This window comes from Mixta calida (genome assembly GCF_002953215.1).
In the GTDB taxonomy this organism is placed as follows: Bacteria; Pseudomonadota; Gammaproteobacteria; order Enterobacterales; family Enterobacteriaceae; genus Mixta; species Mixta calida.
Map to the genome: position 1 here is coordinate 2,504,158 of NZ_CP026378.1, position 13,886 is coordinate 2,518,043.

16 protein-coding genes and 1 riboswitch are annotated in these 13,886 nt (G+C 55.9%); of the genes, 6 read left to right on the forward strand and 10 right to left on the reverse strand.

Features of this window, described 5'->3' with window-relative positions; translation table 11 throughout:
- Window positions 1-65 precede the first annotated feature (65 nt).
- The 4 genes from C2E16_RS11950 to mntP all read left to right on the forward strand — a co-directional run bounded on the left by C2E16_RS11950 (window position 66) and on the right by mntP (window position 3,231).
- On the forward strand, window positions 66-872 hold the full coding sequence (locus C2E16_RS11950) for a PTS mannose/fructose/sorbose transporter subunit IIC (protein WP_038625770.1): 807 nt from the start codon (window positions 66-68) through the stop codon (window positions 870-872).
- An 11-nt stretch (window positions 873-883) separates the two neighbouring features.
- Window positions 884-1,732 carry a PTS mannose transporter subunit IID gene (locus C2E16_RS11955; protein WP_038625769.1) on the forward strand — a complete coding sequence of 283 codons (849 nt, stop codon included), beginning with the start codon at window positions 884-886 and terminating at the stop codon, window positions 1,730-1,732.
- A 100-nt stretch (window positions 1,733-1,832) separates the two neighbouring features.
- Entirely contained in the window at window positions 1,833-2,291 is a 459-nt protein-coding gene (locus C2E16_RS11960) for a DUF986 family protein (RefSeq protein ID WP_038625768.1), read from the forward strand.
- Between the two features lie 198 nt (window positions 2,292-2,489).
- A riboswitch (yybP-ykoY riboswitch) is annotated at window positions 2,490-2,660 on the forward strand.
- Between the two features lie 10 nt (window positions 2,661-2,670).
- Window positions 2,671-3,231, forward strand: coding sequence for a manganese efflux pump MntP (gene mntP / locus C2E16_RS11965; RefSeq protein WP_052134013.1), 561 nt, complete (start codon window positions 2,671-2,673; stop codon window positions 3,229-3,231).
- A 37-nt stretch (window positions 3,232-3,268) separates the two neighbouring features.
- On the opposite strand, the gene rlmA is transcribed toward mntP, so the two are convergent.
- The 5 genes from rlmA to C2E16_RS11990 all read right to left on the reverse strand — a co-directional run bounded on the left by rlmA (window position 3,269) and on the right by C2E16_RS11990 (window position 6,426).
- Complete coding sequence (gene rlmA / locus C2E16_RS11970; RefSeq protein ID WP_084970757.1) at window positions 3,269-4,075, reverse strand: 23S rRNA (guanine(745)-N(1))-methyltransferase; 807 nt, start codon at window positions 4,073-4,075, stop codon at window positions 3,269-3,271.
- 150 nt (window positions 4,076-4,225) lie between these two features.
- Window positions 4,226-4,435, reverse strand: coding sequence for a transcription antiterminator/RNA stability regulator CspE (cspE, locus tag C2E16_RS11975; protein ID WP_004386688.1), 210 nt, complete (start codon window positions 4,433-4,435; stop codon window positions 4,226-4,228).
- The gene (locus C2E16_RS11980) at window positions 4,422-4,589 is read right to left on the reverse strand and encodes a DUF2627 domain-containing protein (protein ID WP_071883671.1); all 168 of its coding nucleotides are present in this window, start codon (window positions 4,587-4,589) and stop codon (window positions 4,422-4,424) included. The genes cspE and C2E16_RS11980 overlap by 14 nt, the downstream gene beginning before the upstream one ends.
- Before the next feature lie 537 nt (window positions 4,590-5,126).
- Window positions 5,127-6,131, reverse strand: coding sequence for an MBL fold metallo-hydrolase (locus tag C2E16_RS11985; RefSeq protein ID WP_084970755.1), 1,005 nt, complete (start codon window positions 6,129-6,131; stop codon window positions 5,127-5,129).
- A gap of 28 nt (window positions 6,132-6,159) precedes the next feature.
- Window positions 6,160-6,426 (reverse strand): YebO family protein, encoded by a 267-nt coding sequence (locus tag C2E16_RS11990; RefSeq protein ID WP_038625759.1) that lies wholly within the window; start codon window positions 6,424-6,426, stop codon window positions 6,160-6,162.
- 185 nt (window positions 6,427-6,611) lie between these two features.
- On the opposite strand from C2E16_RS11990, the gene C2E16_RS11995 reads away from it, so the two are divergent.
- Window positions 6,612-6,854 (forward strand): YobH family protein, encoded by a 243-nt coding sequence (locus C2E16_RS11995; protein WP_104951511.1) that lies wholly within the window; start codon window positions 6,612-6,614, stop codon window positions 6,852-6,854.
- Between the two features lie 42 nt (window positions 6,855-6,896).
- On the opposite strand, the gene kdgR is transcribed toward C2E16_RS11995, so the two are convergent.
- Window positions 6,897-7,688, reverse strand: coding sequence for a DNA-binding transcriptional regulator KdgR (gene kdgR / locus C2E16_RS12000; RefSeq protein ID WP_104951512.1), 792 nt, complete (start codon window positions 7,686-7,688; stop codon window positions 6,897-6,899).
- A 189-nt stretch (window positions 7,689-7,877) separates the two neighbouring features.
- Between kdgR and C2E16_RS12005 the strand changes: the two genes are divergently transcribed.
- A complete protein-coding gene (locus tag C2E16_RS12005) occupies window positions 7,878-9,257 on the forward strand; it encodes an MFS transporter (protein WP_084970753.1) in 1,380 nt (459 codons plus the stop codon).
- A gap of 60 nt (window positions 9,258-9,317) precedes the next feature.
- Here C2E16_RS12005 and htpX read toward each other — a convergent pair whose 3' ends face one another.
- The 4 genes from htpX to C2E16_RS12025 all read right to left on the reverse strand — a co-directional run bounded on the left by htpX (window position 9,318) and on the right by C2E16_RS12025 (window position 13,789).
- Window positions 9,318-10,199: a protease HtpX gene (gene htpX / locus C2E16_RS12010; RefSeq protein WP_038625751.1), complete on the reverse strand. Its 882-nt coding sequence runs from the start codon at window positions 10,197-10,199 to the stop codon at window positions 9,318-9,320.
- A 238-nt stretch (window positions 10,200-10,437) separates the two neighbouring features.
- Window positions 10,438-12,483 (reverse strand): carboxy terminal-processing peptidase, encoded by a 2,046-nt coding sequence (prc, locus tag C2E16_RS12015; protein WP_038625749.1) that lies wholly within the window; start codon window positions 12,481-12,483, stop codon window positions 10,438-10,440.
- A 19-nt stretch (window positions 12,484-12,502) separates the two neighbouring features.
- Entirely contained in the window at window positions 12,503-13,192 is a 690-nt protein-coding gene (gene proQ / locus C2E16_RS12020; protein WP_038625747.1) for an RNA chaperone ProQ, read from the reverse strand.
- Window positions 13,193-13,288: 96 nt separating this feature from the next.
- On the reverse strand, window positions 13,289-13,789 hold the full coding sequence (locus tag C2E16_RS12025; protein WP_084970751.1) for a GAF domain-containing protein: 501 nt from the start codon (window positions 13,787-13,789) through the stop codon (window positions 13,289-13,291).
- Window positions 13,790-13,886: the final 97 nt, after the last annotated feature.

The following is a 13,886-nucleotide window of genomic DNA, read 5'->3' on the forward strand; positions in this document are numbered from 1 at the left end:
CCGTTTTACTTATGACCTGACGCGTCAGGTTTCACGCAGTTTTACTATGTCACAGGAGAAGTGCAATGGAAGTCACCACTCTACAAATTGCGCTGGTATTTATTGTCGCCTGTATTGCGGGTGTTGAATCGATACTCGATGAATTTCAGTTTCACCGGCCGCTGGTCGCCTGTACGTTGATCGGCGCGGTGCTGGGCGATATGAAAACCGGCATTATTATCGGCGGGACGCTGGAAATGATCGCGCTCGGCTGGATGAATATCGGCGCGGCCGTGGCGCCTGACGCTGCGCTGGCGTCTATCATTTCCACCATTCTGGTTATCGCAGGCGGACAGAGCATCGGCGCCGGCATCGCGCTGGCGATCCCGCTGGCGGCGGCCGGTCAGGTGCTGACCATTATCGTGCGCACCATCACCGTGGCTTTCCAGCACGCGGCGGATAAGGCGGCCGAGAAAGGCAACCTGTCGGCTATCTCCTGGATTCACGTCACCGCGCTGATTCTGCAGGCGATGCGTATCGCCATTCCGGCCGTGATCGTGGCGGTCTCCGTCGGCACCGACGCCGTACAGAGCATGCTGAGCGCCATACCGGAAGTGGTAACCGGCGGCCTGAATATCGCTGGTGGCATGATCGTGGTGGTGGGTTACGCGATGGTCATCAATATGATGCGCGCGGGCTACCTGATGCCGTTCTTCTACCTGGGCTTCGTCACCGCCGCCTTTACCGACTTTAACCTGGTCGCGCTGGGCGTTATCGGCGTCGTCATGGCTGCGCTCTATATTCAGCTCAGCCCGAAATATAACCGTGCCGCTGGCGGCGCTGCGCCAGCCGCAGGCCCTGCTCATAACGATCTGGACAACGAATTAGATTAAGGGGTGTGAAAATGGTAGATACCACTGCATCAACAGCGAAAAAACTCACGCCCGGCGACGTGCGTAGCGTCTTCCTGCGCTCCAATCTGTTTCAGGGTTCATGGAACTTTGAACGTATGCAGGCGTTGGGTTTCTGCTTCTCTATGGTGCCGGCGATCCGTCGTCTGTACCCGGAAAATAACGAGGAGCGCCGCCAGGCGATCAAGCGTCACCTGGAGTTCTTTAACACGCACCCTTACCCGGCCGCGCCGATTTTAGGCGTGACGCTGGCGATGGAAGAACAGCGTGCGAACGGCGCGCCCATCGATGACGGGGCGATTAACGGCATTAAAGTTGGGCTAATGGGGCCGCTGGCTGGCGTCGGTGACCCGATTTTCTGGGGCACCATGCGTCCGGTATTCGCGGCGCTGGGCGCGGGCATCGCCATGAGCGGCAGCCTGCTGGGGCCGGTGCTGTTCTTCGTGCTGTTCAATCTGGTGCGTCTGCTGTTCCGCTATTACGGCGTGGCGTACGGCTACAAAAAAGGGGTCGATATCGTTAACGATATGGGCGGCGGCTTCCTGCAAAAGCTGACGGAAGGCGCGTCGATTCTCGGCCTGTTTGTGATGGGGGCACTGGTTAACAAGTGGACGCATGTGAATATTCCGCTGGTGGTGTCGCGCATCACCGACCAGACCGGTAAAACGAACGTCACCACCGTACAGTCGATTCTCGATCAGCTGATGCCGGGACTGGTGCCGCTGCTGCTCACCTTTGCCTGTATGTGGCTGCTGCGCCGTAAAGTCAACGCGCTGTGGATTATCATCGGCTTCTTCGTGATTGGTATTTTTGGTTACTGGATCGGCCTGCTGGGCCTGTAATCGATGCGGGACATGGCCAGCCGCTTTAGCGACTGGCCATTTTTTATCAGCCCGGCAAGCGTCTTAAGCAACGCCGGGCCTTATTTCTTAAGGAACCGTCATGTCGTTAACCGACGCCGCCATCCTGCTGTTTATCGCCCTGCTGCTGCTGTATGCCGTTTACGATCAGTGGATAATGCCGCGCCGTCACGGCAGAACGCGTTTGCGGGTGCCTCTTCAGCGACGCGGCAAAGCGGACAGCCTGATTTTCATCATTCTGATAATGATTCTTATTTATAAGAATATTATTCATCAGGGCCCGGTAATAACGACCACACTGTTAATGGCGTTAATCCTGGTGACCATTTATCTGTTCTGGTTCCGCACGCCGCTCTTATTGTTGAAAGAACGCGGCTTTTTCTTCGCCAATGTCTGGATTCATTATGACCGTATAAAAGGTATGAATTTATCGGAGGATGGCGTTCTGGTTATTCAGCTTGAACAGAAGCGGCTGCTTATCAAAGTTAAAAAGCTGGACGATCTGGAAAGAATTTATCAAACAATGATTGAAAATCAATAAGATAGAATATAGCCAATGGCATATTCATATTGCTAAATTTTAGCTCAGACAGGGATGGGGCTGTTTAACTTTTTACCATTCACTTAACATCGTCAGCCTTATTTTTTACGCCCGCTTAGCATCCCTGCGGCGTTAATCCGTACAATATTTCCGCCATTATCAATTTATTTTGACACGAAATGATAATGTGGTAAGGTGAGCGCCGTTATTGGGGAGTAGCCGATTTCTGTTAATACAGAAATGCACCTGTCAACATACTCGTTGTTAATTCAACGTGGCGCGTGCGACCGTTTTGGTAGGCGAGACCATTGACCGATGTGCCTGTCTGGTTGGGAAGGCGCATCTGGTTATGGTATTCCCGGCCGAGGTTACGACTTCGATGAACTTTTCCGCTCTGCTTATCCTTTCGTTTGGCATGTCTATGGACGCGTTTGCCGTCGCTATCGGTAAAGGCGCCGCCCTGCAACGTCCGCGCTTACGTGAAGCGCTGCGCACCGGGCTTATCTTTGGCGCAATCGAAACGTTGACGCCGCTGATCGGCTGGAGTCTCGGTCAGTTCGCCACCCAATTCGTCGCCCGCTGGGATCACTGGATCGCTTTCACCCTGCTCTGCTTTTTAGGCGGCCGCATGGTGATTGAAGGCTGTCGTCAACACACCGCGCCCTGCGAGCCGGTGCAGCAGCACGGTTTGCTGCTGCTGGCGACCACCGCCGTCGCCACCAGCCTGGACGCGATGGCGATCGGCGTCAGCCTGGCGTTTTTGCAGGTGAATATTCTGCTTACCGCCCTGCTGATCGGGCTCTGCACTTTTACCATGACGACGATCGGCATGCTGATTGGCCGTCTGATTGGTCCCCTGCTTGGCAAACGCGCCGAAATCCTTGGCGGCGCCGTGCTGATCTTCATCGGCGCACAGATGCTGTGGCAGCATTTCGCCTGAGGCGCGCCGCCAGCCAATATCCGCCTTTATTCTTCGCTTAGCTACGCCGCCAGAGACGCACCATAAAATCTGCTTCGCTTTGAAACTGTTCGCTTTCACGCAGCTGGCGCCAGACGTCGGGCGTGGCGCGCCATGCGAACGGCGTCATTTGTAGCAGCGTCGTCGCATCGTTGCCTGACAGCGCCAGCGGATAATCTAACTGCTGCTCATCTGCAAGCGTAAATCCCGGCAGACGCTCTTCCGCCGTCTCGTGCAGCTTCACCTGGGCATAGATCAGCGCCTTAAACTGCAACAGATGACGCGGCCCCGGCGTGACGGTCAACAAACAGCCGCCGCTGCGCACTACGCGCGTCAGCTCCTCCGCCTTGCAGGGCGCGTAAATACGCAGCACGCCGTCCAGCGACGCGTCGGCAAAAGGAAGGCGGTGGCTGGAGGCGACGCAGAAATCGATATGGCGATAGCGCTTCGCCGCGGCGCGAATGGCGACTTTCGCTACGTCGAGTCCGCATACGCGCGCCTGCTCCCCTAACGCCCCGGCAACCGCAGCGGTGTAGTAGCCTTCGCCGCAGCCGATATCCAGCACCGTCGCCGTCGCAGGCAAATGCTGCGCCAGCAGCGAGGCGACACGTTGTTGAAGCGGCTGATAGTGGCCAGCGTCGAGAAACTGGCGCCGCGCCTGGATCATTTCCGCGCTGTCGCCCGGTTCACGGGAGCGTTTATGCTGAACCGGCAGCAGATTGACATAACCTTCTTTCGCCTGGTCGAACTGATGCTGTTGCGCGCAGCGCCAGCTGTGATGAACCAGCGTCAACGGCTGGTGACAGAGGGGACAAAGATAGTGCATAACTCTTTCTCTGGCTGAATCAGGCGCGCAGTTTACACGCTGAGGTGAACAGCGTCACCCGCCAAAAAGAAAGGCCCCGGCGATAAACCGGGGCCTTTGCATCATCTCTAAGCTGTACGCTGAGGGTACAGCGCAGACGTTGCGATGTTATCAGATCGCCACAACGTTAACCGCTGCCGGGCCTTTCTGACCATCCTGAATTTCGAACTCAACGTTCTGACCTTCAGCCAGCGTTTTGAAACCATTACCCTGGATAGCAGAGAAGTGAACGAACACATCTTTGCTACCGTCCGCCGGCGTAATGAAGCCAAAACCTTTGGATTCGTTAAACCACTTCACCTGACCTTTAATTTTTGCCATCTTCGTAATTCCTTTGAATGTTTATTTGCCCGGAGGCGACTGACAGAAAACCAGAGACACGACTGAATGAGGCACTAATATAAGGTTCGGCAAGGAAGCGGTATTCAACGTCAACGTCTTTACTCGTTACTTCTTTACTGAATATGCCATACATAAACAGAGCTGTACCTCGTTTTGCTTAATAGCGTTATCACATATTCGATAATTTATGGCAAGTTATTTTTAAACAGCGATCGACCTGTCGCACAGTTATTGCAAACTCATCACATCCTTTGCACATTTATGCATTAGGCCACAGCAGATAATCCCCGAAGGCCACGCTTTTTTATGCGTATTTCACTGCGCGCGTCCAGCACACCATGGGCCTGAAGAGACATGCGTCTCTGTTACAGCCTTGCCAGCGTGCCACTTTGCCACAAGATTGTTGCATAATTATGGCACAGTAAATGCACATAATAATCCTTTTCTTACCAGTGTCGCAGGGCCAGAAAAAACAAGAGGATTTGTCAGGCCGACCGGCTTGTGGAAAAGGATACGCGCGTTTTGCACCAAAAAAGAATATATATAAAGTGATCTGCCCCAAATTAATGCAACGCTATTCCCGGCAGGTTATTTCAGAACGTTGAATAAGGCAGGTTTATACCCAGAGCGAAGTTTCGGAGACGTTAAATTCAACGCTGCCTTTATAAGATTAATCCTGGTTTATTTTATTCAGGCTGGCGCTTTCGCCTATTTTCCATGGCCGAAAGCGCGTGTTATCCAGACCGGCCGCCGCCAGCGCACGCGCCAGTTCTGTGGGCGCCTCATCAAGCGCCTCATCGGCCAGTTCAAATACGCCCCAATGGATAGGGATAGTCAACGGCGCGCCGATCGCTTTGTGCAACGAAACCGACTGCTGCGGGTCCATATGCTGACCCTGCATGAACCAGCGTGGCGCCCAGGCGCCGATCGGCAGCGCTGCAAGATTAAAAGGTCCAAGACGCTGCGCGATTTGCAGCAAATTTTCAGAATATCCGCTGTCGCCGGAAAACCAGAAATTAAGCGTGGCGGTTGAAATCGTCCAGCCGCACCAGAGCGACCGGTTACGATCTTTCAGAGTGCGCATGCTCCAGTGACGCGCTGGCACGGCGTGAAAAGTAACGCCATGCCGCTGCGTTTGCTGCCACCAGTCCAGCTGTACGACGTTTTTTGCTCCTGCGCGACGAAACCAGGGTTCCAGTCCCAGCGGCACGATAAACTGCACATCTGGAAATCGGCGCAAAATCGCCGCGATGGTCGGTCGGTCAAGGTGATCATAATGGTTATGGGAAATCAGCACCCAGTCGAGCGATGGCAGGTTCTCAATCTTTAGCGGCGCGGGCGTTTTGCGCTTCGGGCCGTAAAAACGCAGTGGAGAAGCCCTGAGCGAGAGCGCCGGATCGATTAATCCGTAGCGTTGATTAATACGCAGCATCAGCGCCGCATGGCCCAGCCACCAGATCGTATCCTCATCGCCGCCTAAATCGGCGGGCTGCCACCACTGCTGCGTAAAAGCCCTGTAGCCCTGCTGCGGCGCCGCTGGCAACCCTTGCGCCTTACGCTCTTTACGCCAGCGTTGCAGATCGCCCGGCTGGCGCTGCTCAGCCTCCAGGTTGCGAAATCCTTCTGAAGTATGGTGCGGCCTGGACGCGTCGTACCAGGGATTTTGCCATTTCATCCTGCCACTCCTTACTCTCTACAGATAATTATCGTTCAGGGATCAGGCGGGTAAAGTCCTGCTCCGCGCTCTCTTCCGCGCCGTTCTCTTCCGTACCGAGCGTCTGTTCTGTCAGCCGTTGTAGCATGGCCGTCTGCTTTTTCTGCTCCTCAAGCAGCGCTTGCAGCAGGCGAACCTGCTCGTTGGCGCGCACGCTGGCGCGATTGACATAAAACCAGGCGATCAGCCCAACCAGTGCAAATGCGATTCCGCTGATGAGCGGCATCAAACTCGCGCCGCCGTTTAATTCGTTCATAACAGCCTCTGTTTGTTATTCATTTCGCGGACGATTTTACCCGGAAGCGAGGGAATTGATAGCCGACGCGCCCCTGTTCGACGACGCTTTAAGCATCCTCCGATCGATTCCGCCGCCGCGCCGCGCTATGCTGCCCCTCTTCCGGCAGCGAAACGGGAAGCTTGCCATTTTTACAGGAAGATAAAATGAAAATATTGCTTCGAATTGTGAGTTTACTGGCCATTGTCTGGCTAGGCTTGTTGTTCACTGGCTATGGCGTACTGACCGGCAGCCACAAAAATGCCGCTGGCATTGGCCTGCAGTGCCAGTATTTGACGGCACGGGGAATGATTAAAGCACAGTACCTGCACAGCGACAGCGGTTTTATCGGCGTAGCCGACTGCCCGCTGCTGAGAAAAACGTCTGAAGTGGTGGACAGCAACGAATAGCTTGCTTAAGCGGCGCCCGTAACGGCGCCGCGTCGTTCTGGATTAGAAAGGATAGTCGTGGTAGCCCAGCTGCGCGGAGAGCGTGCGCCCGGCGCGATGCAGCATCGCGACATACTCGTGCTTGCGCTCTTCTGAGAAACGGATGGTCGGAAAAGAGATGCTCATCCCGGCGATCACCACGCCGAAGCGGTCGAAAACCGGCACCGCGATACAGCGCAGCCCCTCTTCCTGCTCTTCGTTATCCTCACCGAAGCCCTGCGCTTTCACGACATCCAACACTTCCAGCAACGCTTCTTCACTGCCAAGCGTATGCGGCGTGCTGCGGCGGAATTCCACCTCTTTTAAAATATCATGCACCTCGGCGCGGTCGCGCCAGGCCAGCAGCACTTTGCCGATCGCGGTGCTGTGCAGCGGATTGCGGCGGCCGATACGCGAATACATACGCAGGTTGTAAAGCGAATCGATCTTATGGATATAGACAATGCTGTCTTCTTCCAGCGCGCCCAGGTGAATCGTCTCTTTCGTCAGGCGCGACAGTTCACGCATCTGCACGTCCGCGCTGCGGATCAAATCGACGTTCTGCAACGCTTTCGCGCCCAGCTCAAACAGCTTTAGCGTCAGCGCATATTTTTCCGATTCACCTTCCTGAGAAACATAGCCCAGCGACTTCATCGTCTGAAGAAAACGATAAACCGTGCTTTTCGACATCATCACGCGCTGGGACAGTTCGGTAATGCCGTTTTCGCGCTCTTCGCCAAGCGCCTGCAGGATGCCAAACACTTTCAATACGGAAGAGACCGAATCCGGCTGTTTATCTGCGTCTGCATTCGCCATAGAGAAACCTTTTTGAAATTGTTTTATTTAAAATGGAACGCCATTTCCAGTATACGTGGCTGAGTTATCGTCAGGCAATACGTTAGCGTGACCGTGGACACATCTGTAAGGACTTTTTATTAGCAGAAAGATGCATTAGGGTAAAAAAATCATTAGCATGATGATATTCACCCCCATTAATTTCCCATTATGCCCGTAACTTCACAGATGGATGGCTTACCGCTGCCGCGCCGCTATGGCGCCATCGCCGCGATCGCCTTAGGTATTACCGTTGCCGTGCTTGACGGCACCATTGCCAACGTCGCGTTGCCGACTATCGCCAGCGAACTGCATGCCAGCCCGGCGGAGTCGATCTGGATCATTAACGCTTATCAGCTTGCGATTATCGTCTCGCTGCTTTCCTTCTCTTTTTTAGGCGATCTGCTCGGTTACCGGCGCATTTACCAGGCCGGTCTGCTGCTGTTCAGCGCCACGTCGCTGCTCTGCGCCTTTTCTGACTCGCTCGGTATGTTGACCTTCGCGCGCATCCTGCAGGGCTTTGGCGGCGCGGCGCTGATGAGCGTTAACACTGCGCTCATCCGTATTATCTATCCTCAGCGCTATCTGGGCCGCGGCATGGCGATTAACGCGCTGATCGTCGCCGTTTCCAGCGCCGCAGGACCGACGGTAGCGGCGGCGATTCTGGCGGTCGCCTCGTGGAAATGGCTGTTCCTGATCAATGTGCCGGCCGGCGCGCTGGCACTGCTGTTCGCCCTGCGCTTTCTGCCCGACAACCCGCAGAAGACGACCGGCCAGCGCTTTGATGTGCTTAGCGCGATTATGAACGCGTTAACCTTCGGCCTGCTGCTTTCCGCGTTGAGCGGCGCGGCGCAGGGACAGGATTACCGCATTATTCTTGCCGAATTGCTGGGGCTGCTGATCGTCGGCACGCTGTTTATTCGCCGCCAGCTGACCATGACCAGCCCGCTGTTGCCGGTGGATCTGCTGCGCATTCCCATCTTTTCACTGTCGATCTGCACATCGGTCTGCTCCTTTCTGGCGCAGATGCTGGCGATGGTCTCTCTGCCATTCTTTTTGCAGAGCGTCATTGGCCGCAGCGAAGTAGAAACGGGCCTGCTGTTAACGCCCTGGCCGCTGGCGACCATGATCATGTCCCCCATCGCCGGACGGCTGCTGGAACGCTTTCATGCCGGGCTGCTGGGCGGCATTGGCCTGGCGATCTTCGCCGTCGGGCTGTTCGCGCTCGCCTGGCTGCCTGCCGCGCCGGGCGATGGCGATATTATCTGGCGTATGGTGCTGTGCGGCGCCGGCTTTGGCCTGTTTCAGTCGCCAAATAACCACACGATTATCTCAGCGGCGCCACGACATCGCAGCGGCGGCGCCAGCGGAATGCTGGGCACTGCGCGTCTGCTGGGGCAAACCAGCGGCGCGGCGTTAGTGGCGCTGATGTTTAACCTGTTCGGCCAGCATGGGACGCACGCGTCGCTGCTGCTGGCGGGCCTGTTCTCTTCCGTCGCCGCGCTGTTCAGTCTGTCGCGCATGCGTCAACCCGCACACGGCGGGCAATAAAAAACCCTCGTCAGAGGGTTATAGCGAACAGAAAAAAGGCGACCCGCAGGTCGCCTTTTTTTATTTCAGGTACTGGCCGCTACGCAGCGCTTCGATACGTTTATCCAGCGGCGGGTGCGACATAAAGAACTCGCTCAGCGACTTTCCTTTGCCGTTGATGCAGAACGCCATCATGCTGCCCGGTTCCTGCGGCTCATAGCTGGTCTTCAACCGCTGCAGCGCCGCAATCATCTTCTCACGCCCCACCAGACGCGCAGATCCTGCGTCAGCGTGGAACTCACGATGACGTGAGAACCACATGGTGATCATGCTGGCCAGAATGCCGAACAGCAGTTCCAGCACCATGGAGACCGCGAAGTAGACCAGCGGGTTACCGTTGCTGCTCTCTTCATCTTCCCGGTTGCCGGACAGGAAGCCTGCCGCCACCTGCGCGATAATGCGGGAAATGAAAATCACGAAGGTGTTCACAATGCCCTGGATCAGCGTCATGGTCACCATGTCGCCGTTGGCGATATGGCTGATTTCATGCGCCAGCACCGCTTCCGCCTCGTCACGGCTCATGTTCTGCAACAGACCTGTCGACACCGCCACCAGCGACGCATCGCGGCGCGCGCCGGTCGCGAACGCATTGATGTCAGGCGCATGGTAGATAGCCACCTGCGGCATGGCGATACCCGCCTGCTGCGCCTGTTGTGCCACCGTGTTCATCAGCCAGCGTTCCGTTTCGTTACGCGGCTGCTCAATCACCTCACCGCCGACGGAACGCAGTGCCATCCATTTCGACATCAGCAGTGAAACAAACGCACCGCCAAAGCCAAACAGACCTGCCATAATCATCAGGCCCTGCACACTGCTTGACTGAATTCCTGTCAGGCTCAGTATCAGCCCGAAAACCAACATCACGGCAAGGTTGGTCAGCAGGAAAAGAGCAATACGCATCATAAACTTTCATCTTCCTCAGTTAACTAAGCGCCCATGCGCGGATATACATCGTAGGGTCATCGCGTAGCATTTCAAGCATCCTTAACGTTTAAGTGTCTAAAAAGACATAACTTTACATTTTGTCGCACTCTTTTTTAACCGCTTCCTGCGCAACCGATCGGCGCAGCTAAACAAAACGGCGGAAAAAGAAAAGGCACCGCTTGCGCAGTGCCTTTTTTTCGTTCCGTTTAAAGCGGCGCTATTTACTGACCGCCGCTTTATCCGTCGGCTGCTCCGGCTTCAGATGCGCCAGATCGTTGGCGATTTTCACCGTTTCGTCGAGATAAGGATCGGGCTCTTTATAATCCTTCGGCAAATCGTCGAGCTTCGCCAGCGGCTTCTTCCCTTCCGCCTTATAGCGCGCGTTGATGCGCTCCAGACGCAGCGCGTCATCTTCCTGATTCTCTTTCTCGCGCTGGGCGAGATTGAGCGACACGATGTTGCGTTTGTCCTTCATGGCGTTAAAGCGCTGAATGTCCTTGATGATGTACTGGAATTCAGCATCTTTCGCGATGCGATCTTCATGCGCTTTGGTCAGCTGCGGCACCAGATCGCTCAGGTCGCCCGATTTGGTGTAGCTCGCCGCATCGATGCTGTCCCACGGCAGGGCGTTATCTTCGAACTTCTCGCCGGTTTCCGCCGCTTCGACGCCGGTTGGCATCAGCAGATCGGGCGTTACGCCCTTACGCTGGGTGCTGCCGCCGTTGATACGGTAGAATTTCTGAATGGTGTACTGCACCGATCCCAATGCTGGCCACTCCGGGCGCAGCATCTGATCATAGATGCGGTTCAACGAACGATACTGCTGCACGGTGCCTTTGCCGAAGGTCGGTTCGCCGACAATCAGCGCACGACCGTAATCCTGCATCGCCGCCGCGAAAATTTCCGACGCCGAGGCGCTGAAGCGGTCAACCAGGACTACCAGCGGGCCTTTGTAGTAGACGACGCCGTCGGTATCGCTGTCTTCGCGCACCTTGCCGTTGTTGTCGCGCACCTGCACGACCGGACCGCTGGGAATAAACAGGCCGGAGAGCGAGACCGCCTCGGTCAGCGCGCCGCCGCCGTTGGTGCGCAGATCAATCACTACGCTGTCAACGTGCTGCTTTTGCAGTTTCTGCAGCTGCACTTTCACATCGTCGGTCAGGCCGACGTAGAAGCCGGGAATATCCAGCACGCCGACCTTCTCTTTGCCGACGTTATGCACGCTCATCTTCACCGCGCGATCTTCCAGGCGGATCTTTTCGCGCGTCAGCGTAATGGTGCGGGTTTTGGTGCCTTTGCCGGCCGGCAGGATCTCCAGACGCACGCGGCTGCCCTTCGGCCCTTTAATTTTCGCCACGACGTCATCCAGACGCAGCCCGATAACATCCTCAATCGGCTTGCCCGGCTGTCCAACGCCGACGATGCGGTCGCCGACGTTCAGCGCCTTGCTTTTCGCCGCAGGGCCGCCCGCCACCATCGAGTTGATGACCGTATAGTCCTCATCCATCTGCAGCACTGCGCCGATGCCTTCCAGCGACAGGCTCATCTCGGTATTGAACTGCTCGGTATTGCGCGGCGAGAGATAGTTGGTATGCGGATCGATCTCGTGGGCGAAAGCGTTCATCGCCAGCTGGAACACATCCTCGCTGTTGCTCTGCGCCAGACGACGGATCGCGGAGTTGTAGCGTTTGGTGAGAATATCTTTAATTTCGTCGTCTTTCTTGCCGGTCAGCTTCAGGCTGAGCTGATCGTACTTCACCTTGGCGTCCCATAACGCGTTCAGTTCAGCTGCATCTTTCGGCCATGGCGCCTTGCTGCGATCGGTATCGATAGTATCGTTACCGTTAAAATTCATCGGCTTGCTCAGGATCGACAGGGCGTACTGATAGCGCTCGAAACGGCGTTTTTGCGCCAGATTGAAAAGATCGTAGAACACCGTCAGCTTGCCGCTGCGCAGTTCATCGCCCAGCGTGGTCTTTTTATCGGCGAACTGCGCCACGTCCGAAGCCAGCAACACATTGTGGCTGTAGTCGAGCATGTTCAGATAGCGGTCAAAGATTTTTGCCGAAAACTGCTGGTCGAGGTCGAACTGGCGATAATGTGAGCGGGTAAAGCGTGAAGTAACGCGTTCGCTAACGGTGGCATGCTGCGGCTCTTCCTGCAGCTGCGGAATTTGATCTGCGCGGGTAATGCTGTCAGCGGCAATGGCGTGACCTGCCAGAAGCAGGCCAGCCATCACGCTCATCTTAAAAAATGTGTTCATGCCCTGGGTGGCCTCCGTTTCAGAACTGTAAGTGTTCTGCGCGTACGATCATTGCCAGGCCGGAAGCCAGCTGCACACGAACGCCATCCTTAGAGATCTCAAGAACGGTGGCGTCCATTGCATTTTTACCGGCTTTAACTTTGATGCTCTGGCCAGGCTGCAATGCGGAGGTGTCGGTCACAGGCTGTGTACGCGGCGGGCGCTGACGAGGTGCGGCGGCGCGTTCCTGAACCGGGCGCGCATCGTTAGCGCGAGCTTTGCGGGCGGGTTGGCCTTCGCCTTCGGCTGGCTTGCGGGCGGCCGCTTTACGCGGGCGGCGCGCAGGCGCGTCTTCGCCAGCTTCACGTTTTTTCGCCTGCTGCTGCTGACGCTGCTGCTGAACGCGGGCTTTCGCCTCTTCAAGCTGCTTGCGCGCATGTTCAACATGCTGCTCTTCCAGCTCGCCGCAAGCATTGCCGTCCAGATCGACGCGGGTCGCGCCCGCTTTGACGCCGTACAGATAGCGCCAGCTTGAGGTGTACAGACGCAGCGCTGAACGCAGCTGCGTCTTGCTCAGGTTCATTTCGCCCTGAACACGTTCGACGAGGTCTTGAAAGATACCGATTTTGAGCGGACGCGCTTCACCTTCGGCACTAAAGCAGTGCGGAAAACGTTCCGCAAGCCAGGCGATGACTTCTTTACTGCTATTCAACTTAGGTTGATTTTCCATGAAATTTCCTGATTACAACGGGTTTGCCAACCAGCGCGGGCATGAACAGGCGACATTATAATGACCCCATCGGCAATTGCTACGAAATCCAGCGCTTTAGCTGCGATTCATATTAATAAATTTTTTCACATCGCTATTGGCCAGCACGTCACAAAGCCCGTCGGTAAAGGTTTGCAGGCCGATTTCATCTTCACTATCAAAGCGGTTGAACACCGTGCTGTCGATATCCAGCACGCCAATCACCTCGCCGTCGACAATCAGCGGCAGCACGATTTCAGCATTGCTGGCCGCGTCGCAGGCGATATGGCCCGGAAACGCATGCACGTCGTCCACGCGCTGTACTTTCTTTTCCGCCACCGCCGTGCCGCAGACGCCGCGGCCCACCGGAATGCGCACACAGGCGATTTTCCCCTGGAACGGCCCCAGCACCAGCGTTTTTTCTTCCGTCAGCAGGTAGAAGCCCGCCCAGTTAACGCCTTCCAGACGCTCAAACAGCAGCGCGCTGCTGTTGCCCAGCGCAGCGAGAAAACTGGTTTCACCGGCAATCAGCGCACGGAGATCGCGGTTGAGATCGTGATAAAATTCTTGTTTGTTCATTTCCTGACCATAGTAAAAGCAATCGGACGGCTACAAAGTGCCGTCCGGTAAAATAAGCATTAAATATCCACCGCCACAAGGTGAATCATTCCAATAG